General features: G+C 69.4%; 18 protein-coding genes and 1 pseudogene. 7 read left to right on the top strand and 12 right to left on the bottom strand.

Translation table 11 applies throughout. The annotated features are described in order from the left end of the window. The first annotated feature begins 3 nt into the window (after nt 1–3). Genes LXN01_RS05560 through LXN01_RS05550 form a run of 3 tightly spaced genes read left to right on the top strand, consistent with a single transcriptional unit; the run spans nt 4 to nt 3,276 of the window. Entirely contained in the window at nt 4–1,215 is a 1,212-nt protein-coding gene (locus LXN01_RS05560; protein ID WP_236863585.1) for an acyl-CoA dehydrogenase family protein, read from the top strand. A gap of 36 nt (nt 1,216–1,251) precedes the next feature. After that, nucleotides 1,252–2,868 carry an AMP-binding protein gene (locus LXN01_RS05555; RefSeq protein WP_236863584.1) on the top strand — a complete coding sequence of 539 codons (1,617 nt, stop codon included), beginning with the start codon at nt 1,252–1,254 and terminating at the stop codon, nt 2,866–2,868. A gap of 39 nt (nt 2,869–2,907) precedes the next feature. Beyond that, complete coding sequence (locus tag LXN01_RS05550; protein WP_236863583.1) at nt 2,908–3,276, top strand: nuclear transport factor 2 family protein; 369 nt, start codon at nt 2,908–2,910, stop codon at nt 3,274–3,276. Nucleotides 3,277–3,355: 79 nt separating this feature from the next. Here LXN01_RS05550 and LXN01_RS05545 read toward each other — a convergent pair whose 3' ends face one another. Next, nucleotides 3,356–4,405 carry an acyl-CoA dehydrogenase family protein gene (locus LXN01_RS05545; protein ID WP_236863582.1) on the bottom strand — a complete coding sequence of 350 codons (1,050 nt, stop codon included), beginning with the start codon at nt 4,403–4,405 and terminating at the stop codon, nt 3,356–3,358. Then, nucleotides 4,402–5,703, bottom strand: coding sequence for an acyl-CoA dehydrogenase family protein (locus tag LXN01_RS05540; RefSeq protein WP_236863581.1), 1,302 nt, complete (start codon nt 5,701–5,703; stop codon nt 4,402–4,404). Before LXN01_RS05540 ends, LXN01_RS05545 begins: the two co-directional genes overlap by 4 nt. A 196-nt stretch (nt 5,704–5,899) precedes the next feature. Between LXN01_RS05540 and LXN01_RS05535 the strand changes: the two genes are divergently transcribed. Then, nucleotides 5,900–7,465 (top strand): AMP-binding protein, encoded by a 1,566-nt coding sequence (locus LXN01_RS05535; protein WP_236863580.1) that lies wholly within the window; start codon nt 5,900–5,902, stop codon nt 7,463–7,465. Nucleotides 7,466–7,483: 18 nt separating this feature from the next. On the opposite strand, the gene LXN01_RS05530 is transcribed toward LXN01_RS05535, so the two are convergent. Genes LXN01_RS05530 through LXN01_RS05520 form a run of 3 tightly spaced genes read right to left on the bottom strand, consistent with a single transcriptional unit; the run spans nt 7,484 to nt 12,358 of the window. Continuing rightward, on the bottom strand, nt 7,484–8,452 hold the full coding sequence (locus tag LXN01_RS05530; protein WP_236863579.1) for an NAD-dependent epimerase/dehydratase family protein: 969 nt from the start codon (nt 8,450–8,452) through the stop codon (nt 7,484–7,486). Between the two features lie 22 nt (nt 8,453–8,474). After that, nucleotides 8,475–11,336 carry an alpha/beta fold hydrolase gene (locus LXN01_RS05525; RefSeq protein WP_236863578.1) on the bottom strand — a complete coding sequence of 954 codons (2,862 nt, stop codon included), beginning with the start codon at nt 11,334–11,336 and terminating at the stop codon, nt 8,475–8,477. Further along, nucleotides 11,333–12,358, bottom strand: a complete 1,026-nt coding sequence (locus tag LXN01_RS05520; protein ID WP_236863577.1) for a 3-oxoacyl-ACP synthase III — start codon at nt 12,356–12,358, stop codon at nt 11,333–11,335. The genes LXN01_RS05525 and LXN01_RS05520 overlap by 4 nt, the downstream gene beginning before the upstream one ends. Nucleotides 12,359–12,603: 245 nt before the next feature. On the opposite strand from LXN01_RS05520, the gene LXN01_RS05515 reads away from it, so the two are divergent. Continuing rightward, nucleotides 12,604–13,419 (top strand): 3-oxoacyl-ACP reductase, encoded by an 816-nt coding sequence (locus LXN01_RS05515; RefSeq protein WP_236863576.1) that lies wholly within the window; start codon nt 12,604–12,606, stop codon nt 13,417–13,419. Between the two features lie 9 nt (nt 13,420–13,428). Here LXN01_RS05515 and LXN01_RS05510 read toward each other — a convergent pair whose 3' ends face one another. After that, on the bottom strand, nt 13,429–14,028 hold the full coding sequence (locus LXN01_RS05510) for a dienelactone hydrolase family protein (protein WP_236863575.1): 600 nt from the start codon (nt 14,026–14,028) through the stop codon (nt 13,429–13,431). 223 nt (nt 14,029–14,251) lie between these two features. Beyond that, complete coding sequence (locus LXN01_RS05505; RefSeq protein WP_236863574.1) at nt 14,252–15,037, bottom strand: glucose 1-dehydrogenase; 786 nt, start codon at nt 15,035–15,037, stop codon at nt 14,252–14,254. A 193-nt stretch (nt 15,038–15,230) separates the two neighbouring features. Here LXN01_RS05505 and LXN01_RS05500 point away from each other — a divergent pair, with 193 nt between their 5' ends. Both LXN01_RS05500 and LXN01_RS05495 read left to right on the top strand, forming a co-directional pair. Beyond that, on the top strand, nt 15,231–15,986 hold the full coding sequence (locus tag LXN01_RS05500) for a TSUP family transporter (RefSeq protein WP_236863573.1): 756 nt from the start codon (nt 15,231–15,233) through the stop codon (nt 15,984–15,986). A 227-nt stretch (nt 15,987–16,213) separates the two neighbouring features. Next, on the top strand, nt 16,214–17,020 hold the full coding sequence (locus LXN01_RS05495; protein ID WP_236863572.1) for a tyrosine-protein phosphatase: 807 nt from the start codon (nt 16,214–16,216) through the stop codon (nt 17,018–17,020). 97 nt (nt 17,021–17,117) lie between these two features. Here the strand turns inward: LXN01_RS05495 and LXN01_RS05490 are convergent, their stop codons facing one another. From LXN01_RS05490 to LXN01_RS05470, 5 genes and pseudogenes are all read right to left on the bottom strand, one after another. Continuing rightward, nucleotides 17,118–18,299: a baeRF2 domain-containing protein gene (locus LXN01_RS05490; protein WP_236863571.1), complete on the bottom strand. Its 1,182-nt coding sequence runs from the start codon at nt 18,297–18,299 to the stop codon at nt 17,118–17,120. Nucleotides 18,300–18,526: 227 nt separating this feature from the next. Continuing rightward, on the bottom strand, nt 18,527–18,928 hold the full coding sequence (locus LXN01_RS05485; protein ID WP_236863570.1) for a hypothetical protein: 402 nt from the start codon (nt 18,926–18,928) through the stop codon (nt 18,527–18,529). Nucleotides 18,929–19,080: 152 nt separating this feature from the next. Next, nucleotides 19,081–19,373: pseudogene (locus LXN01_RS05480) on the bottom strand (Hsp20/alpha crystallin family protein). A 172-nt stretch (nt 19,374–19,545) separates the two neighbouring features. Continuing rightward, nucleotides 19,546–20,043 carry a TM2 domain-containing protein gene (locus LXN01_RS05475; protein WP_236863569.1) on the bottom strand — a complete coding sequence of 166 codons (498 nt, stop codon included), beginning with the start codon at nt 20,041–20,043 and terminating at the stop codon, nt 19,546–19,548. Between the two features lie 224 nt (nt 20,044–20,267). Continuing rightward, nucleotides 20,268–20,699, bottom strand: a complete 432-nt coding sequence (locus tag LXN01_RS05470; protein ID WP_236863568.1) for a TM2 domain-containing protein — start codon at nt 20,697–20,699, stop codon at nt 20,268–20,270. Nucleotides 20,700–20,864 lie beyond the last annotated feature (165 nt).

The following is a 20,864-nucleotide window of genomic DNA, read 5'->3' as shown; positions in this document are numbered from 1 at the left end:
ACCATGGACTTCACCTTCACCGACGAGCAGGACCAGCTCCGCAGCACCGTCGACCGCGCTCTGCAGCGCGACTGCCCCTTCGAGAAGCGCCAGGCCGTCGTCGCCTCGGAGACCGGCTGGTCGCCCGAGGTGTGGGGACGGATCGTCGAGCTGGGGCTCACCGCAATCCCCTTCCCCGAGGACATCGGCGGGCTCGGCGGGTCCATCGTCGACCTCGTCGCCGTGGCCGAGGTGTTCGGCGCCCACCTGCTCACGGAGCCCTGGACCGCCTCGGTCGTCCTGGCCGGGGGCATGCTCGCCGCCGTGCCCGACAGCCGCGAGGCGCGCTCCCGGCTGGAGCGGATCGCCTCCGGGGAGGCGATCGGGGCGCTGGCTCATGAGGAGGGCCGCGGCACGCCCGACCCGACGCTGATCTCCACGAGGGCCGAGCGCACCGGCAGCGGTCATGCCCTCACCGGTGACAAGCGGATGGTCCTCCACGGCGCCGCAGCCGACGTCCTCGTCGTCACCGCCCGGCTCGACGACCGGCTCGCGCTGTTCCTCGTCGAACCCGCCGAGGCGAGTGCCACTGCGTTCACCACCATCGACGGCCGTCCCGCAGCCCACCTGCGATTCGCCGGCGCACCCGCCGTGCTCCTCGCTGCCGAAGCCGAGCCGCTGGTCCGTGAGGCGCTCGACAGGGCAGTCGTCGTCCTCGCCGCGGAGGCGGTCGGCGCCATGGGCGAGCTGCTGCGCCGCACCTCCGAGTACGCGTTCACCCGCGAGCAGTTCGGCGTCCCGATCGGCACGTTCCAGGCCCTGGGCCACCGGCTGGCCGACATGAGGATCGCACATGCGAAGGCCCGGGCCACCCTCCTGTACACCACGGCACTGGCCGAAGCCGCCCGGCTGACCGAGCGCGATGTCGCGGTTCTCAAGGCCCAGGTCGGCAGGCTCGGCCGGCAGGTGGGCGAGTCCGCGATCCAGCTCCACGGCGGCGTCGGCATGACCGATGAGCTGCCGGTGGGACACCTGCACAAGCGGATCCTCACCATCGACGCACTCCTCGGTCCTGCGGAGTTCCACCTCCGCATGCTCGGCGCTCCCACCCGGGTGGACGACTTTGCCGGCACTTGGGTGGAAGACCTGTCCGGCGGCCGGGCGGAGGATCCGGCCCGCAGCCGCACGGAGGGCGAGTCCGGCCCCCGAGCGCAGGAGCCGGTATTGAAGCGATGAAAGCTCTTGTTCGGTAACTTCAAGGCCAATACACTGATGCCCTACCAGCACAGCGACGTGCAGAAAGGCCGTGACGTGACAATTCCCGCTCTTCCCAATCGGCAGCCCTTCCTCTCCCGGCGGATGCACTGGATGAACATGCTCGACCTCCATGCGACCGACCGGCCCGACGACATCATCATCACCACCGAGTCGGACAGCATCTCGTGGGGACGGCTGCAGCGCGAAGTGCAGGCGATGGCCGCCGACCTCCAGCACCGCGGGGTCGAAGCCGGGGATCGCGTGCTCATCCTGTCGCTCAACCGCGCCGACTACATCGCGGCGATGCTCGCCATCAACACCCTGGGCGCCATCACCGTGCCCCTCAATATCCGCTCGGTGCCCCGCGAGCTCGACTACTTCATCACCGACTCCGGGGCGAAGGCGATCTACGTCGACGCGATGGGCGCCAAGACGCTGGCCGCGGCCGAGGGCCGGCACGGCCTCGAAGTGATCTCCTTCGACGAGGATCTGCCGGGCGTCATCGAGGCCGGCGGCGCGGTCGAGCACCTGGACATCGACGAGAACTCGATCGCGATGATCATGTACACCTCCGGCACCACCTCGGCGCCCAAGGGTGTGATGCTCAGCTATCTCAACCTGCTCAGCCAGACCATCCCGATCTTCCGCTCCGCACCCGCGCCCGGCGATCTCCCGGACGTCAACCTCGTGGTCGTCCCGCTGTTCCACATCGCCGGCGTCGGCTTCCTGACGCCGGCGTTCTTCGCCGGCACCCGGCTGGTCATCGCCCCGCCGCAGGTGCTCACGAACATCCCGGCGCTGGCGGACATGATCGAGAAGGAGCGGGTCACCTCGATGTTCCTGGTCCCCACGATCTGGCAGGCGCTGTGCTCGCTGCCCGGGATCAAGGAGCGCGATCTGCCGCTGCGGTCGATCTCGTGGGGCGCCTCGCCGGCTTCCCGGCAGACGCTGGAGCTGATGGCGGAGACCTTCCCGAACGCTGCGATCTCCGCCGCATTCGGGCAGACGGAGATGTCCCCGGTGACAGCGCAGCTGCAGGGCCCGGACTCCGTCCGGAAGATGGGCTCGATCGGCAAGGCGATCGGCCCGGTCGCGGTGCGGGTCGTCGATGCGGACGGCAACGAGGTGTCCGACGGGGAGATGGGCGAGGTCGTCTACCGCGGGCCCGGGTTCATGGCCGGCTACTGGAACAGTCCGGAGGCCACCGAGGCGGCGACCCACGACGGCTGGTTCCACTCCGGCGACCTCGTCAGGCGTGACGAGGAGGGCTTCATGTACGTCGTCGACCGCGCCAAGGACCTCATCATCTCCGGCGGTGAGAACATCTCCTCGATCGAGGTCGAGCATGCCGTGGCGGGCCATCCCAAGGTGGCCGACGCCTCGGTCGTGGGCGTGCCCGACGAGAAGTGGGTGGAGACCCCGGTGGCGATCGTGGTGCCCGCCGACCCGCAGGACCCGCCGACCCTCGAGGAGCTGCACGACTTCCTCAGCAACAAGCTCGCGTCGTTCAAGAAGCCGACCCGGCTGGAGATCGTCGACGAGCTGCCGCGCAACGCCTCGGGCAAGCTGCTCAAGCACAAGCTGCGCGCGGAGTACGGCAAGGAGCCCGAGCAGGTGGGCGAGGCGAAGTGAACGCGTCTGGGTATGCAGGCGGTGCCGGAAGGTGACCGCATGAGCGTGCTGGACGAGCTGCTGCGGCTGGAGCACGCGGGCTGGCAGTCACTGTGCGACGGCACCGGATCGGACTTCTACGGGAACCTGATGGTCGCGGGCGGGGTGATGATCCTCGCCCACGGCTTCGTGTTCGACCGGCAGGCCGTGCTCGAATCGCTCAGCGACGCTCCTCCCTGGAGCAGCTATGCGATCGAGGACGCCCGGGTGATCGGACTCAGCGCGGACGCGGCAGTGCTGGTCTATCGCGGCACCGCTCGCCGGGACGACGGCTCGCCGCCCTTCGAGGCGCTGATGGCGAGCACCTACGTGCGGGCCGGCGGCGGCTGGGGGCTGGCCTGCTACCAGCAGACCGTCGTCCCCGGCTGAGTGACGGCCGGAGTCCGCCCGAGCACCGAGGCGCCGGTCCGGGAGATCCGGACCGGCGCCTCGGCGCCTGCGGCGGCGCTCAGATGTCGATCAGCGCCGCCAGCTCGGCGCGCAGGGTGTGCGGGGTGCCGAGCCGCACGCGGTTGGCGGCCGCGCGCTTGAGCCAGATGTGGACCGGGCTCTCCCAGGTGTAGCCGATCCCGCCGTGCAGCTGCAGGCCGCGCTCGCAGACGGCGACCGCGGTGTCGGCGGCGAAGGACAGCGCTGCCGCGGCGCAGAGAGCCGCCTCGTCGGCGTCCTCGCCGTCGTCGAGGGCGCGGGCGGCCTCCTCGATGAGCGGGCCGATGAGGGAGACCTCCGACCACATCTCGGCCAGCTGGTGCTTGAGCGCCTGGAATGATCCCAGCGGCCGGCCGAACGCGATCCGGGAGCGGAGGAACTCCACGGTCGCGTCGAGCACCGCCCGCGCGGTGCCCTCGAGTTCGGCGGCGAGGTAGACGCGGCCGGCGACCAGCGCTGCTCCGGCGATCTCCGAGGCGATCTCTCCGGCGGCCAGGAGTTCGCCGGCGCCCAGCACCGACACCGGATCGATGCGGTGGACCGTGCGGGTGGGGTCGAAGGCCGGCAGTTCGGTGAGGTCGAGCGCCCTGGTCGGCACCAGATGCAGGGACTCGTCCTGGTAGACGACGACCAGCTCGGACGCCTCGGCGTCGAAGACCAGTCCGTCGGTGGACACGGTGACGGTGTCGCCGCCGTCGGCCATCGTCGTCAGCGTGCGGGCGGCCAGTTCGCGGACCGCGTCATCGGGATGTCCGGCGTGCAGGATCCCGAGGATCACCGGGGCTTCCACATAGGGGCCGAGGAGGTCTGCCGCGGGTACCTCTCCGGCGACCCTGCCCAACGCTGCGGCGGTGCGGATGCTGGTGTCGAGTCCCCCGAGCTCCTCGGTGACGAGCAGGCCGGCCAGGCCCATCTCGTCCATCATCCGGCGGTGGGCGCGGCGGACCTCCGTCGGATCGTCAAGATTGTCGCGGACTGCGGCGATGCCGCCGAGGCCCCGCACGCCGGAGCGCAGTCCTGCGGCGAATTCGGAATCGGCGGTGGTCGTGGTGTGTGCAGCGCTGCTCATCGGGGCACCTCGGTGAAGGGGACGGCGGTGTCGGTGCGGGGTTCGCGCGGCAGGCGGAGGATGCGCTCGGCGATGATGTTCTTGAGCACTTCCGAGGTTCCGCCCTCGATCGAGTTGGCGCGCGTGCGCAGGTAGGAGTAGCCGGCGCTGCGGCCGGTGGTTTCCACGCTCATGAAGTCGGGCTGGTGGAAGGCGTAGCCGTCGGGGTGGATCAGCGCACCGGTCTCCGCGGTCTCCATCGCCAGCGAGGCGATCTGCTTGTTCGTCTCCGCGCTCGCGAGCTTGAGGGCGCTGGCCTCCGCAGGCGGCGGGCCCTGGGCCATCTGCCTCTGCACCGCGATCCCGGCCAGGCGGACCGCCTCGGCCCGCACCCAGGCTCGGGCGATCGAGTCGCGATAGGACGGATCGCGATCCTCCGGCGGAGCCGTCCGCCACTCCTGAATCAGGGTGTGGATCGGCCCGCCCTCCCGCCGCGGACTCTTCGTCGAGCCGGAGCGCTCATTGGACAGGGTGATGTTGGCGAGCCTCCAGCCCTCGCCCTCGGCGCCCAGGCGCATTGCGTCCGGCACCCGCACCTCGTCGAGGAAGACCTCGTTGAACTCCGCCTCCCCGGTGATCTGGCGCATCGGGCGCACCGTGACCCCGGGGGACTTCATGTCGAGGAGGAAGTAGGTGATGCCCTGATGCTTGGGCACAGTCGGGTCGGTGCGGGCCAGCAGGATCGCGTAGTCCGCGAGGTGGGCCAGGGTGGTCCACACCTTCTGCCCCGAGATGATCCAGTCGTCCCCGTCCCGCACGGCGCGGGTGGCCAGACCGGCGAGGTCCGAGCCGGCACCCGGCTCGCTGAACAGCTGGCACCACCGATCCCGGCCCGTCCACAGCTGGCGCATGAACCGCTGCTGCTGCTCCTCGGTGCCGGCGGCGAGGATGGTGGGTCCCGCCATCCCGAGGTTGACGATGATGTGCGCCGGCCGATTGTCCGGGGCCCCGGCGGCACCGAGGATCTCATCGACGACCAGCTGGTACTCCCGCGGCAGGCCGCGCCCGCCGCGGCCCTCCGGATAGTGCACGGCGCCGAGCCCCGCGTCGTAGCGGGCCTCGAGGAATGCGAAGCGGTCCTCCTCGGTGCGGATCTCCGCCACCGGGTGAGCTGACAGCAGGGCCTGCGTGTCCGACTCCAGGCCGGCGGTGATCGGGTCGATCTCCGGACTGCTCTCCGGCGCAGCGCCTTCGCTGCCGGCGGTGCCTTCCCCGCCGGCAGTGCTTCCGCTGCCGATGGGCGGTTCTGTCTGAGCCATGTGAACTCCTCCGTTCAGCGCCACCGCCGGCCGTCCGACGGCCCAGGTGCGGTCGGCATCGCCGGCTCGTGCTCGACGTGATCCTCGCATGAGACTATCCGCAGTGCATTATAGTTATAAGTACTGAGCGATCGCTCGTGTTTTAACGATCGACTTTCAGTCTCCTCCATTCGATCCACAACTCCCGGAGATGTCGATGATGACTTCTGTGCCCACCGATCACCTGCTCGATCTCAGCCGGTCAGTGTCGATGACCGGCAAGCTGCTCCGTCATGCTCATGAGATCCCCGATCAGCACGCGGTGGTCTTCAGGGGCGATGGCATCACCTGGTCGACCTATGCGGATCTCGTGCTCCGGATGGCACAGCACCTGCGCGACCGTGGGGTCGGGCGCGGCGATCGCGTCGCCGTGGTCCTGACGAACCGGCCCGAGTTCCTGGTGGTCACCGCGGCAGCCGACGCGATCGGCGCAATCATCGTGCCGGTGAACTTCCGCCTCACCGGCAGCGAGATCGCCTACATCGTGGACATGGTCGATCCCGTCGTCCTGTTCACCGAGTCGGGGACTCACCAGCTGGCTGTCCACGCCCTCGGCGAGACGACCTCGCAGCCGGCCCTCGTCGACTGCGACGAGGTCGATCTGCTGACCCCGAGCTCATACCCGGCCGGTCCGCTCGAAGTCAGCGACATCGTCATCCCCGATCCGCACGACGACTTCGTCATCCTCCACACCTCGGGAACGACCGGGCATCCCAAGGGCGCGGTGCTGTCCAACCTCACGGTCTTCTCGGCTGCGGTGCAGAATGCCGCCCGGTGGGGTGCGAACAGCGACAGCGGCGTCATCATGCTCGCCCCGCCGCTGTTCCACATCGGCTCCTTCGCCTCCTCCCAGGCCGCGCTCGCGGGCGGCGCCGCCGCGCTCGTGATCCCCAGTGCCGGCTTCGACCCGGAGCAGGCACTGCACAACATGAAGACCAGCGCCGTCACCGCCGCGTTCATGGTGCCCCAGCAGTGGAGCCTGATCTGCGACATCATCGAACGCACGGGCTCCGAGGGCCTGGCGATCACCCACGCCTCATGGGGCGGGGCGCCGGCGACCGAGAAGCTGCTCACGCGGATGGCGGCATGCATGCCGGACGCGGAGATCACCGCGGTGTTCGGGCAGACGGAGACCACCGGCACCGCCGTGAGCCTGCCCTTCGCGGACTCGCTGCGCAAGATCGGCTCGGTGGGCAAGCCCACGGCGGAGACCTCGGTCCGGATCGTCGACGGCGACATGAACGACGTCGGCGTGGATGAGGTCGGGGAGATCGTCTACCGCGGCCCGTGCGTCATGAGCCGGTACTGGAACAACCCGGAGGCGACTGCGGAGGCCTTCCACGGCGGCTGGTTCCACTCCGGCGACCTCGTCCGGCGTGACAGCGAGGGATTCATCTATGTGGTGGATCGGCTCAAGGACATGATCATCTCCGGCGGCGAGAACATCTACTGCGCCGAGATCGAGAACGTGCTGGCCTGGCACCCGGAGGTCGTCGAGGTCAGTGTCGTCGGCCGTCCCGACGAGAAATGGGGCGAGGTGCCGGTCGCCTGCATCGTCCCCAAGGACCCGGAGAATCCGCCGAGCCTGGACGATGTGCGCGCCTTCCTCGGCGACAAGCTGGCCAAGTACAAGCACCCGAAGGAGCTGCAGGTGTTCGACGTGCTGCCCCGTTCGGGCATGGGGAAGATCCTCAAGACGAACCTGCGCGAATCCGTGCGCTGATCTGCTGGAGCTGAGCCGCTATCCGCCGTAGTGGGCGGCCAGGGCGGCCATGCCCTCGTCGATGCTGACGGCGGGCTCCCACTTGAGGACTTCTCTGGTGCGGCGCTGATCGAACCAGTGCGCCGTCGACATCTGCTCGGCGAGGAAGTGAGTCAGCGGGGGCTCGTCGTCGTGCTCGCCGAGCTCCCACACCTTCTCGACGGCGGTGCCGGCGGCCAACGCGGTCTTGACCGGGATGCGCAGCTTGGGCTTCGGTGCGCCGCCGGCGAGTGCGAACCGCTCGATGATCTCGCCGATGGGCCGCGGCTGGCCGTTGGTCACCACGAGGGGTTCACCGTGGACTTCGCTGACGGCGTCGAGTGCCGCGACGATCGCGTCGACGGCATTGGTCACGTAGAGGGTGTCGACGAGCGCTGCTCCGGAGCCCAGAATCGGCATCCGCCCCTGCCGCGCACGCTCGATGATGCGCTCGGTGAGCTGGGTGTCGCCGGGCCCCCACATCAGGTGGGGCCGGAGCACCAGCACGGGGAACGCCTCGGAGTCGGCGGCCAGCGCCAGCAGCTCACCGTGGGCCTTGGTGCGCGCGTACTCCCCGCGGGCGGTCCGCGGGTTCGCGGGCTCGGCGGGGACACCCACGAGCGAGTCGCCGGAGTGGGCGACCGAGGGCGAGGAGATATGGACGAAGCGGTGCACGCCGGCCTCCTGCGCGGCCGCCAGCACGGTGCGGGTGCCCTCGATGTTGACCTGCTCGAACGCGGCGGGGTCGCCCGCCATGGAGACCTTGGCGGCCAGGTGGATGACTGCGTCCTGGCCGGCCATCGCGAGCCCGACGACCTCCGGGTCGCTGACGCTGCCGAGGTGGTCCTGGGCGCCGTCCACCAGGGACGCGCGCCGCTGCAGTGTGCTGACCTCGTGGCCGGCCTCCACCAGCGCGCGGGCCACGGATGAGCCGAGCAGTCCGGACGCACCGGTGACGAGAACCTTCACGAATCTCTCCTTCGCATGAGAATCAGGGCTTGCCGACGGGCTCGCCGCGCAGCACGGCGTCGGCCCAGACCGCCAGCCGGGCGCGGTCGATCTTCGAGTTGTGGCGGATGTCGGTGGGGAAGGGCGGGCTGCTGAGCACGGCCGCGATATCCGTGGAGTAGTGCTCGGCCACCGCGGCGCGCACCTCGTCGGCCAGCTCGAGCGTCGCCAGCCCCGGCTTCTGCCGGGAGCCGGCGGGCGCCTCGGCGTCCGGTTCGATGACGACGACCGCGACCTGCGCGCCCTCCGGCCCGACCCCGACGAGAGCGGAGCGGAAGACGCCGGGGACCCGGTCGACCACGGCTTCGACCCCACCCGGTCCGAGCGGCCCTTCGGCAGTGGTGAGGACGTGCTGCAGGCGGCCCTCGAGCCAGACGCGGCCCTCCTGGTCGATGTGGCCGATGTCGTTCGTCCGGTGCCAGCTCAGGCCGGCCAGCTCGTCGCGCTTGGAGGCGGCGTCGGTGTACCAGAGCCGGTCGTAGCCGGCCTTGATGTGCGGGGCGGAGACGACGAATTCGCCGAGGACGTCCACGGCATCCTCACCCGTGAGCAGCTCCCGGCCTGAGCGGCCGGCGTCGTCCAGCGGCGCCACGGCGAACCGGACCCGGGGGATCGGCGTGCCCACGCACACACCCTGGTGACGCGTCTGCGCCTCGGCGGCGGCAACGCCCTGCCGATCGATGTCGGTGAGCAGGAGGCCTTCGGTCATTCCGTAGGGCGAGTGGATCGCCGCTTCGGGGAAGATCTCCGCGAGAGCGTCCATCAGCGGCAGCGGCACCGGCGCGCCCGCCGAGAGCACGAGCTCGATGTTCGCACAGGCTGCGCGCTGCTCCTCGCTGAGCTCGGAGGCGGTGGCGCAGACATTGGTGTAGGCGGCCGGGGAGGCGAAGACCATCGTGCAGTCCGCGGCGATGATCGCGTCGGCCAGCGCGGCAGCGGTCAGGGTGCGCGGCTTGGTCACCGACATGTCGGGGGTGACGCTGGTGGCGCCGATCCCCGGGCCCAGCAGCGCGAACGGCGCGAACCCGGCCACCAGCCCGGTGCCCGGGCGGACCTTGAAGTACCACTGGAGCACGGCGGCCAGCTCGCCGAGGCGGGCATGGGTGTAGACGACTCCCTTGGCCGGTCCGGTCGACCCGGAGGTGAAGAGGATCGCGGCGTCGTCGTCGGGCTCCGGCGTGCGGATCGGTTCGGTCGCCGAGGTGCGGGACAGCTCGGTGAGGCTGGTCTCGACGCCGAACGCCACTCGCCCAAGGGCGTCGACCGGCGTCACGGAGATCCGGCGGCCCGGCCAGCCGGCACCGCGGGCGAGCGTCAGCCCGGGGCGCTGCCCGATGATCCACTGCGGGTCGGCAGCCTTGACGGCCCGTGTCATCCCCGCCGGTCCCAGGCCGGCGTCGGCGACCACGGCGACACCGCCGGCCTTGAGCACGGCGTAGAGGGCGGCGGTGAGATTGTTGCCCGGGGACACCAGCAGGGACACCCGGTCGCCCTTCTGCAGGCCCAGCTGCTGGAGACCCCGCGCGATTCCGTCGACGACGGAGCTCAGCTGCGTCCAGGTGATCGACTGCGGCGGGCGCTGCGACATGTCGACGCTGGCCACGGCGCGGCTGCCCGCACGCTCGTCGAGCGCGTCGTAGATCATCTGTGCCTGGTCCGAGGCCGGCCCATCGGCTGTGCTCGCCGCTTCACTGGTCATGCTCGCCGAGGCGCCGGCCGGCTCATCGGCCGCGCCCGCCGTGACATCCGCTGGCTGCCGGGCCGCCGCACCTGCCGCCGGCGAGCCCTGCCCCGGGAAGCGCTCCTCGACCCAGCGCAGCACGACGCCGGAGACGTCGGCGTCCTCGCTGACCAGGTGGGAGGCCTGCTCGAAGCGGTGGATGTCGGCGTGGGGGAGGCGCGTGCGCAGGTCGCGCAGGTACCGCTCCACGAACACGGGGTCCTTGGGTCCCCAGATCAGCAGCGCCGGGACGTCGATGCCGGCGATGTCCTCGCCGAGCTGCTGGAGCTCGGCGTAGCTCGGGTGGGTCTCCTGTGCGGGGATGTCGGCGACGAAGGCGCCGATCCCGCGGCGGGCGGCCGCGTCCTGGTAGGGGGAGGAGAACGCGTCCTTGATCTCCTTGGGGATCGGTCCCTGGCCCAGCCCGAGGGTGATCCGCAGGAACAGGTCGGTGAGCACCGTGGAGGTCGGCAGCACGGGCCCGGCGAGGGCCGCCTGCAGGGGAGCCGGCAGCGACTCGTCGCCGGTGTGCTGGACCGCGGTGTTGAGCGAGATCACCGCATCCACGACGTCGAGGTGGCGGGCTGCCCAGGTCAGCGACAGCACCCCGCCCCAGTCGTGGCCGAGCGTGACGACAGGGTGGCCGGCGGGCGCCTCGGCGGCGGCACCGGGCGCACCGGCAGGCGCGGCGCCGGCTGAGCCTGAGGGTGCCTCGGCGAGGAGGCGGGTGACCACCGCGTCGAAATCCGTCACCCGCTCGGCGATCCGCCGGTAGCCGGTGCCGTGGGTGGTGGGCAGCCCGTCATGGGCAAGCCGCTCCGAGTAGCCCATCTCGAGCTGATCGGGAGCGATGACCCGCCACACCCGGCCGCCCTCGACGGCGGTCGCGGCGTCCACCGTGGCGGCGGCGAGGTGGCGCCACAGGTAGGACCACGTCGGATTGCCGTGCAGGGCGAGGATCGTGCCCGTGGGCTCCCTGCCCGCGGCCCGCAGCGCCGGCAGGGTGTCGAGCACATGGAACGTGTGCTCGCCGTCGACGGTGTCCACCGTGACGAGGCGCGACCACTGCGGGTCCCACTGCGGAAGGGGGCCGGGGAGTGCTGCCGGGGCGTGTGCGAACTTCACCAGATGATCTCCGTCATTGCCGTGTTGAGACCGGATCCCACGCCCATGCACAGGACGCGATCACCGGATTTCAGGGTATCGACTTCGCGGGCGAGCGTGATCGGCAGGGAGGCCGGACCGACGTTGCCGAGCTCCGGGTACGTCTTCGGGATCCGGGCCGGGTCGAGCCCGGCGGCCGCGGTGAACGCGTCGGTGTGCACGTTCGACACCTGATGCATCACGTACCTGTCCATGTCCTGCCACTGCCAGCCGTCGTCGTGGGCGTCCTGCCAGGCCTGGGTCACCAGCTCCATGCCGTTCCTCAGCAGGCCTCTGGCGTCGGTGAACATTCCGTCGTGATCGCCCAGGCACAGCTGATGGTTCCACGTCGCGCCGCGGGTGATGCCGCCGAGCACGCGGTGCCCCTCCGGGTGCCGGTCGGCCGGTCCGAGGACGACGGCCGCCGCCCCGGAGCCGAGGGTGAGGGAGGCGAACTCGTTGAGATAGTCCTCCTTCGTGATGCCGGCCCGCGACAGATTGCGGATGGTCGCCTCCTGGACGCGTGAGGCATCCTCACCCGCCACGACCAGCGCGTACTCGATCTGGCCGGAGTCGATCAGCGTCGACGCGATCGTCATGCCGTTGACGAATCCCAGGCAGGCGTTGGCGATGTCGAAGTTCATCGCCTGCGGGCCCAGTCCGATTCCGGCGTGCACGGCGACGGCGACCGAGGGTTCGAGGTTCTCCCGGGTGACCGAGGTGTTGATCAGCAGCTCGACCCGGTCCGGCTCGATCCCGGCCGCGGCCAGCGCTCGGCGGCCGGCCTCCGCGGCCGCCGGTGCGAAGTCCGAGGGGTCCTCCCAGTTGCGGCGGGAATGGACTCCGGCCACCCGCTGCAGCAGCCCCTGGGGCAGGCGCAGGTTCTCCAGCGTCTCCGCGAGCCGCTCGTCGAAGGAGCCCGAGGGGACCTCCACCGGAGCCGTGACCTCGGCGATCCCCAGCAGCGCGACATCGGCATGCCGGAAAGTGGAGTTGCCGTTCACAGGGGTCCGTTCGGTTCGGGCGACTTGGGCTCAGATCCTGACTCATCCTAGTACCCGGCGGTGACGCCCGGTGCTGATCCGGCCTGCCGCAGGCGCCCGTGCCGGCTCAGCGGTGCTCCCGCGGACGGGCTCCGGGTGCTCCCGTGGACTGGTTCAGGGCGCGGCGGATGACGCGGGTAGGCTCGTGACCGATGGTCTGAGAATCGTCCACATCGCTGTGAACGCTGATCCGAAGGAGTCCTCTCATGTCGAACGTCCACGCCCCCGCCCATGCTCACGCGACCAACGCGCTGCCGATCGATGAGCAGCTCGTGCTCGTCACCGGTGGTGGCCGCGGCCTGGGGGCTGCGATCGTCAAGGCGTTCTTCCATGAGGGAGCCGACCTCGTCATCAACTACCGCTTCAGCGCCGACGCCGCGGAGGAGCTCGCCGAGGCGGTGCGCGCCCGGGGAGGCAACGCGCTCGCCGTCGAGGCCGACGTCACCGACTTCCGCTCGGTGGTGGCGATGTTCGACGCGGCGCGCGCCGAGTTCGGTCGGCCGGTGTCGACGGTCGTCAACAACGCACTCGTCGACTTCTCGTTCAACGGTGACGAGCGGGAGCGCGCCGACGAGATCGCCTTCGAGTCGCTGGCCCAGCAGTTCCGCGGCACCGTGGGTGGGGCGATGCACGTCATCCAGGCCGCGATGTCGGGGTTCCGGGAGATCGGGTCCGGGCGCGTCATCAACATCGGCACCAATCTGTTCCAGCACCCGGTCGTGCCCTACCACGACTACACCGCCGCGAAGGCCGCCCTGCTGTCGCTGACCCGCACCTTCGCCAAGGATCTCGGACCCCTGGGGGTTCGGGTCAACATGGTCTCCGGCGGTCTGCTGCGGACCACAGATGCCTCGTCGGCGACTCCGGAGTCCGTGTTCGACGCGATCGCGGCGAGCACTCCGCTGGGCCGGGTCACGACTCCGGAGGAGTTCGCCTCGGCGATCACGTTCTTCGCCTCGCCGGCCTCCCGGGCCGTCACGGGTCAGAACCTCGTCGTCGACAACGGCCTGGTGATGGACTGAGCCGGGACCTCAGGCGTCGGGCGACGCCTGCGGCCGAGTCGCCTCGTGCTCGAGGAATGACAGCACCCGCGACCACATGAGCTCGGCCAGCTGCGGCTCGTACTCGGCGTGCGTGGGGTCCGCGAACAGGTGACCGGAGCCGGGGTAGACGAACAGGGAGGCCGGGGCGCCCGCCTCGGCGACGGAGGCCACCAGCTTCTCCGGGTGGCCGGCCTCGATCCACGGGTCGCCCTGCGAGTGGTGGATCTGCAGCGGAACGCTCGAGTTCCAGGACGTCTTCTGCGCGACGCCGCCGGCGTGGAACAGCAGCGAGCCGGCAGCGCGCGGATCCCGCTTGCCCATCGACTGGGCCATCGCGGCGCCGAGCGAGAAGCCGCCGAAGACGAGCGGTCCGGGCAGACCCTCGATCGCCGCCGAGGCGCGCTTCGCCAGGGTGGGGAAGCCCACCTCGTCGCGATATCTGATGCCGTCGGAGGTGGCGTCGAAGACGTGTCCGTCGTAGTAGTCGGGGGTGTGGACGCGGTGCCCGGCATCGCTGAGGACCTGCGCCATCGCGTGGATGCCGTCATTGAGTCCGATTGCCGAGTGGAAGAGGACGACTGTGGCCATACGGTCATCCTCGCCGAGGCGTCCGGTCGGGGCAAGCCGCCCGTGCGGGCAAGCCGCCGGTCGGGGAAGCCGCCGGTCGGGGAAGCCGCCGGTGCGGACGGCGAAGGCCGCCCTCCATTGGGGGCGGCCTTCAGCTGTGCGGCCGGACAGGTCCGGTCGGCCGGTGCGGCCAGGTCGACTGGTACGGCCCTGTGCGGCCCGGCCGGTCGAACTCTGATCTGGATCAGTACATGGCGTGCTGGCCGCCGTCGACCGGCACCACGGTGCCGTTGATGAAACCGGCGTCCTCGGAGAGCAGGAAGCTCACCAGACCGGCGACCTCCTCCGGCTTGCCGAAGCGCTTCATCGGGTTGACGGAGACGAACTGCTTGCCGGCCTCCTCCGGGTTCTCCGGATCCAGCTGCCTGAGTGAGTTCTCGACCATCGCCGTCATGATGGCGCCGGGGGCGATGGCGTTGATGTTCACGCCGAACTGCCCGTACTCGCGGGCCGAGTTGCGGGTCAGGCCCACCACGCCGTGCTTCGAGGCTGCGTAGCCGGACTGATTGCCCACTCCGCGGATGCCGCCGACCGAGGCGGTGTTGACGATCGAGCCGTGGCCCTGCTCGTGCATCTGCTTGAGCACCGCCTGCATGCCGAGGAACACACCGGTGAGGTTGACGGCCACGACCTTGGAGAACTCCTCGATCCCGAAGTCCTCGGTGAGGTTCTGCTTGCCCTCGATGCCGGCGTTGTTGAAGAAGCCGTCGATGGCGCCGAAGGTGGACACCGCGGTGTCCACGTACTTCTTGACGTCCTCCTCCTTGGTGACGTCTGCGGTCACCAGCTCGACCTTGGCTTCCGGGGCGGTGTCGAGAATGAGCTTCTTGGTCGCGTCGAGGCCTTCGGCGTTCATGTCGACGAGCACGAGCCCCGCGCCGTCTGACGCGAGTCGCTGAGCTGTCGCCTGCCCGAGTCCCGAGCCTGCTCCGGTGATGATGACGGATTTGTCGGCGAAACGTCCTGCCATGTTCGATCACTCCTTGTACACGGTGTGCGCGGATTTCCAGGGCCCGCGATTGCCTCTCATCGGTAAGAAGGCTAAATAGTTCAAATTTGTTCCTTTTCGGCGGGTGATCCAGCTCTCAGCGGTCGGTCGCGGTTCCCGGGGCTACACTGCCGATGATGGATCAATCTCCGGAATCCGTTTCCCGAGCGTCGCTGTGAGCGGCGGCGTCCTCCTCATCACGGTCGCCGCGATTCTCATCGGCTCAGTGCTGCAGCGGCTGTCGGGCACCGGCGTCGGCCTGGTGGTCTCCCCGGTCCTCGCACTCCTGCTGGGGCCCAGCCTCGGGGTGTTCGTGACGAACTCGACGACCATCGTCTCCGGCTTCCTCATCATGCTCGCCGTCCTCGACCGCGTCGACTGGAAGCGCTTCCTCATCTTCCTGCCCACCGCTCTGCTCGGCGCGATTCCGGCCGGGTTCGTGGTGCGTGAGCTCGACGCCGCATGGCTCAACATCGTCATCGGCTCTGTCGTGCTGCTGGCCCTCGGGCTGACGTTCGGGGTGCCGCAAATGCCTCAGGTGCGCTCGCGGGCGCTCACGGGCGCGGCAGGAGTGATCGGCGGGTTCCTCAACACCAGCGCGGGCGTGGCCGCCCCCGCAATGGTGATCTACTCCAGGTTCGCACGGTGGGATCAACGCTCCTTCGCCGCGACCATGCAGCCGACCTTCATGTCCATGGGCATCTTCTCCGTCAGCACGAAACTCGCGGTCGGCGCGACCACGGTGGACCAGCTGCCGCCGTGGTGGCTGTTCCCGATCATCATCGTCACGGTCGTCGTCGGCATCAGGGCCGGTGGGTGGCTGTCAGAGCGCGTGTCGATCAGCACAGCTCGGACCTTGGCGATCACGCTCGCCGGGGCCGGAGGCGCAGTGGCGCTGATCCGCGGCATCATCATGCTTGTGGCGCAGTGACGCAGACATCCTCGGCGCGGGTCGAAGACGGCAGGTCGAACCGGTCCACCGTCGGCAGAACCGCAGTCGGTGCGGGAAGCCGCAGCTCTGCGTCGGATCGAATCTGCGGGGTCCCGGGGCACTCTCGGGAATGTACGATTGCGGCGAGGTCAGCACGACTGTCATCTGCATCGGCCCGCTCATGACGGTCACCTGCCCCCCGGTCGCCCTGATGCCACGGAGAACCCATGACCATTGCCGACGTTCCGCTCAGCACGCCCGTGAACCTTCGTGACCTCGGGGGCATCCCGGTGGACGGGGGAACGATCCGCTCGGGCTTCGTCATCCGGTCGGATGATCTCGCCACCGTCACCGAGGCGGTCGCCGATGGTCTCGTCGCGGATGGCGTCCGAACGGTGATCGACCTGCGATCCGCGGTGGAGACCGAGCTCACCGGGCGCGGCCCGTTCGGGAATCGGGCAGTCGCCTACCACCACATTCCGTTCACCGAGAGCCTCGAGACGAGCATCGACTCCGGTGCGCTGTCCGACGCCGAGGACTTCGGCGAAGCGCTGCAGGCCCAGCTCATGGCGATGTACACGCGGATGTACGAGACATCTGCGGAGCAGATCGTCTCCGCCCTCGCGGTGATCGCCCATTCGCCGGGAGCGGTCGCGTTCCACTGCCTGGCGGGCCAGGACCGCACCGGGGTGCTGGCCGCCGCCCTGCTGCTCGTGCTCGGCGCGGAGCCGGCCGTCATCGTCGCGGACTACGCACGGACCGGAGAGAACTCCGCGGCGATCCTCGAGCGCGTGCAGCCGGTCATCCGCCCGCTTCTCGCGCGGTTCGGCGCCGATCTCAATCAGGCCGCGCAGTCAGCGGCGCGCTACCGGTTCTCCGAGGCGCCCATGCGGGCTCTGCTCGACGATCTCGATCGGGACTACGAGGATCCGCTGCTCCCGTTGCGCAGGGCAGGGCTGGATCATGCGCTGATCGCCCGCCTGCGGGAGCGTGCCCTCGGCGGTCCGGAGATGACGATGGGCACGGCCGGCTGACCGCACCCATCGCCGGAGCGCCTCGCTTCCGGCCGGCTGCTCGCGGATCGGTCCTCACCGAACGGCGAGCGGCCAGGTCCCCCAGAGGATCGCCGGATCAGCCGCGCAGCGCTGACTCCTCGGCCTCGCGCGGGGATACGTCGTCGCGCTCCGGAACGACGGCGTCCTCGCGCCGCTGGTCGCCGCTCATGCTGCCGATGCTGTTCGACGGTGTGGCGTCGTCCTTCCAGCGCAGCAATGCCCCGACCCCTTCGGGCAGGGAGGTGAACTCGTCTCCGACGGCGGCGATCCCGGCGTCGGTGTCGATGGCCTTGCGCATCAGCGTCTCGATGTTCTCGGGTTCCCGACCCGGCACGAAGATGAGCAGGTCGACCTGTCCACGGTCGAGCGCCATCTCCACCTCGGCGGCGCCGGCGAGGGATTCCGCGTCACGGGCCTGCTTCTCGTGCAGCTCTTCGGCCAGCTCACGCTGACGAGCGTCGATGTACTCCTGCGTGACCCGCTCCAGCTCCTCGCGGAACGAGGCCCGTTCCAGGCTGACGCCGCGCGTGCCGCCGGATACCTCGTGGAGCCGGGCGACGACCTCTTGGCCCAGTTCGTCCTTGAGCAGCGAGAGGGCGCGCACATCACCGGTCAGCAGCACCATGTCGGGCTTGTGCTTCATCACGAGTCTGTTGACCGTGTCGGCGACCGCCTCGGCGTTGCGCTCCCACGAGTCCTCGACACGGGCCTCGTAGTTGTTCTGCCGCCAGCCGGAATGGGCGCGGTTCCCGCCGCCGCCCAGGTTCGCCTTGTGGAGCTCGTCGTGCCCGCCGTCGACGGTGGCGTCCTCCCCGAGCCCGTCGTCGTTCTTCCGGATCGACGGGTCCTCCGACGCTCGCAGGTGCAGGTCGGCTCCTGCGCGATCGACCTCGACGAGCAGCTGCGAGATGGCGTAGGGCGTCAGCTGCAGGAGCGGCAGGAGCTGCGGGTGCTCGCCCCAGTGAGCCGACTCCTGGTGCGGTGGCACCGGCAGGACGCGGTCGATGAGGATCTCGGTCCCACTGGCCAGGATCGCCCGGCCGTGTCTGCCGCCGATCGACGGCTGACGCAGCACGCTCTCTTCGATCTCTTCGAGGATTGCTTCGGGGGCACCGTCCTCCGCTGCCTGGGAGCGCAGATGACCCCAACGGGTTGCCAGCTCGGCGGCGGCATTGGGGTCGGTGCGGGTGGTGTCGAGGTAGACGGAGAGGAACGGTCCCTCGTTCTCGAGCGTGGACTTGAGCCATGGCAGCTTCACAGTGACCTCCTGATTGCGCGCTGAGCGGCGTCCGGACGCCCGTGCTTCGGCCGTTCCGCCGCCGCATGGTGCACTCAACTGTTCCACGGTTCCGCCTGCGCTGACAAGGCGTCCTGCCGACCGTGTCGCCCACCGCACCGCGTTGGGCGAGGGTGGGGCTCCGGCCAGGGCGGTGCGGGGTGATCTGCCGCGATCGCGAGCAGTGCCTGGTCAGATTTCGCTTGCAGTCAGACTTCGTTGGTAGTGCCGTAGATGAACCGCTCCGCATGGGCCACCGCTTCACGGAAGGCGTCCTCCCGCGCGTCCTTCTCAACTCCGTCTGCGCCGGTGTCCAGGTAGATCGGCGGATTCGGTCGGAGTGGCCAGATCCCTCCGACCGGCGGCAGGTAGAGAATCGCGAATGACCGATTCGTCGGATCGTCCTGCCAGACCGGGACAACGGCCAGCGCTGCTCCCGTGTCGATATTGACCCACTGGGCTCGCGGCCGCGGCTGCTGTTCATCGATGACGCTCGGATCGAGGAACGGCGCGGTTCCCTTACCCCACTGCTCCTCGAAGCGCTCATGGAACACCGGGAACAGGCAGTCGTCGTAGCGCCGCCAACTGCTCTCGTCGGTGGTGCTGCGCATCATCATCCCCCTTCGGGTTGTCATCCCTGGAAGCGGAACCGGTGGACGGACCCGGCGCGCTGCCGAGCCCGTCCACTGGATGAGACCTTCAGCCGCGCGCGGAGCCCGCTGTGATCGCGGGTGCTGCACGCGCAGCTGCGTGGTCGCCCTGGTCAGGCGTTGATCGCCGACGGGTTCTTCGAGCCGGACACGGCCCTGCTGCCCGCGCCGGGGCTCGGTCTGGTGACCTCGATCCTGCGCGGCTTGGATTGTTCGGCAACGGGAATCCGAACGGTGAGCACGCCGGCATCATAGGTGGCGCTCACGGCATCCGTGTCGAGGTTGTCGCTTTTCCGTCCTGCCACGCCTCGATCGGCAGGGCGTGAGGGCGGGTGAGAGTGCCCTGGAGCATCTGCTGGGACAGCCGGTCGAATTCACGGAAGGGATCAACGCGCATGAGAGACATTCTTCGCACCTCCTGAAGTTGAGCATCGGCGGATCAACTTGCACCAGAAGAGACAACCGGGGCGGCGAGAATATTCCGCTGGAGCTGGGAGAATGCTGAAAGTTCGAGGGCCGCAGACGACAGCTCGTCTGCGGCCCTGCGCGGCTGGGGCTCACCAGAAGGTGGCTGCGGTTCACCAGAAGAAGGGGAACCACGCGCCGTTGAGGAGGCTGAGACCGACGACGATGCCGCCGACGACGAAGACGACGGTCTTGTGCTCTTCATAGCCGGTCAACTCGCGCCCGTCCACGTCACGCGTCACATTGCACAGCAGCAGCACCACATCGATGACCCACCACAGGCCGAACCCGCCGACGGTCACCAGCTTGAGGATCCCCGTGCCGATCTTGCCCAGATAGAAGCGGTCGACTCCGAGCGGGCCCAGCAGGATGGAGAGCAGGGACGCGAGGAGGAACGACTTTCGATCGCGCTGATTCCACTCGGGGTTCCGGTCCCACTCTCGGTGGGGACTGGCGGAGCCTTCACTCCGATCCCAGTGTCGGCCCTGCCCGCCGGCGGTGTAGGCCGCGTGGACGCCGGCATCGGGGGAGCCGGATCCAGCCGGATCGGCGGCAGGTCCGTGGTAAGTGGTGGGGAACTGGTCCTGGGGCGGGTGGGTGGGGGAACTCATGGCGACTCCTCGATGTGGTGTCCGGTCCGCGGCGCCTCGGCGCCCCGGCTGCTTCTGTCACATCCAAGTCTTCTCGTGCGCGGTGCTCCGGGCACTGCGGTTTCCCTTACTCCGGGGTGCGGGAAGCACGACGATATCCCGGGGTGCGGAGTGCACGACGGACTCCGGGGCGTGGGGAGAGCGACGATCGGAGCACGGAACCGGACTCCGATCGGGCGCTCAGCTCACAGCTGGGCGATCATCGGCGCGAGCCCGCCGATCACCATGCTGGTCACGCCGTACGCCATGCCGGTGAGCAGCGTCAGCGCGTAGTAGACCGCGCTGGTGATCAGGGCGACGTTCCGGTGCTTCTCGTAGCCGACCAGCGTGCGCTCCTCCTTGTCGCGGAACAGGCCGGTGAGGATCATGATGAGGTCGATCGTGTACCAGATCCCGAGCCCGCCGAAGGTGATCAGCTTGAGCACGCCGGTTCCCACCTTGCCGACGTAGAAGCGGTCGACGCCCAGATTTCCGAGCAGCAGGCTGAGCAGCCAGGTGGTGAAGAACGGCTTTCCCTGATTCTCCTGAGGGACTGCCGGGCGGTAGTGAGGTGCGGGGACAGTCGGTGCAGACTCCTGCGGGAAGGACGGTTCGGTGACAGGATATCGAGTTGTCATCACGGACTCCGTTGCCCTGAGCGGCCGGATCCTGGTCGGATTCCGACTCACCTCCAGAGTAGGACGGAGCGACGTGGGATGCGCCGGCTTCCTACTCTGCGGTATTCCGAGGGCCGAACCGTGGACTCCGCCGGCCGCCAGTCTCCAGCCGGCGGCCGCCCCGCC

The sequence above is a fragment of the Brevibacterium daeguense genome, from assembly GCF_021729135.1.
In the GTDB taxonomy this organism is placed as follows: Bacteria; Actinomycetota; Actinomycetes; order Actinomycetales; family Brevibacteriaceae; genus Brevibacterium; species Brevibacterium daeguense.
This window is presented reverse-complemented; position numbering and strand designations above follow the sequence as displayed.

Excerpts from the sequence above, each read along its gene's own strand:
- LXN01_RS05485 (WP_236863570.1), bottom strand. The coding sequence starts at position 18,928 with ATGCGCAGCACCACCGACGAGAGCAGTTGGCGGCGCTACGACGACTGC.
- LXN01_RS05550 (WP_236863583.1), top strand. The coding sequence starts at position 2,908 with ATGAGCGTGCTGGACGAGCTGCTGCGGCTGGAGCACGCGGGCTGGCAG.
- LXN01_RS05495 (WP_236863572.1), top strand. The coding sequence starts at position 16,214 with ATGACCATTGCCGACGTTCCGCTCAGCACGCCCGTGAACCTTCGTGAC.
- LXN01_RS05515 (WP_236863576.1), top strand. The coding sequence starts at position 12,604 with ATGTCGAACGTCCACGCCCCCGCCCATGCTCACGCGACCAACGCGCTG.
- LXN01_RS05555 (WP_236863584.1), top strand. The coding sequence starts at position 1,252 with ATGCCCTACCAGCACAGCGACGTGCAGAAAGGCCGTGACGTGACAATT.
- LXN01_RS05470 (WP_236863568.1), bottom strand. The coding sequence starts at position 20,699 with ATGACAACTCGATATCCTGTCACCGAACCGTCCTTCCCGCAGGAGTCT.
- LXN01_RS05475 (WP_236863569.1), bottom strand. The coding sequence starts at position 20,043 with ATGAGTTCCCCCACCCACCCGCCCCAGGACCAGTTCCCCACCACTTAC.
- LXN01_RS05535 (WP_236863580.1), top strand. The coding sequence starts at position 5,900 with ATGATGACTTCTGTGCCCACCGATCACCTGCTCGATCTCAGCCGGTCA.
- LXN01_RS05510 (WP_236863575.1), bottom strand. The coding sequence starts at position 14,028 with ATGGCCACAGTCGTCCTCTTCCACTCGGCAATCGGACTCAATGACGGC.
- LXN01_RS05505 (WP_236863574.1), bottom strand. The coding sequence starts at position 15,037 with ATGGCAGGACGTTTCGCCGACAAATCCGTCATCATCACCGGAGCAGGC.
- LXN01_RS05560 (WP_236863585.1), top strand. The coding sequence starts at position 4 with ATGGACTTCACCTTCACCGACGAGCAGGACCAGCTCCGCAGCACCGTC.
- LXN01_RS05545 (WP_236863582.1), bottom strand. The coding sequence starts at position 4,405 with ATGAGCAGCGCTGCACACACCACGACCACCGCCGATTCCGAATTCGCC.
- LXN01_RS05540 (WP_236863581.1), bottom strand. The coding sequence starts at position 5,703 with ATGGCTCAGACAGAACCGCCCATCGGCAGCGGAAGCACTGCCGGCGGG.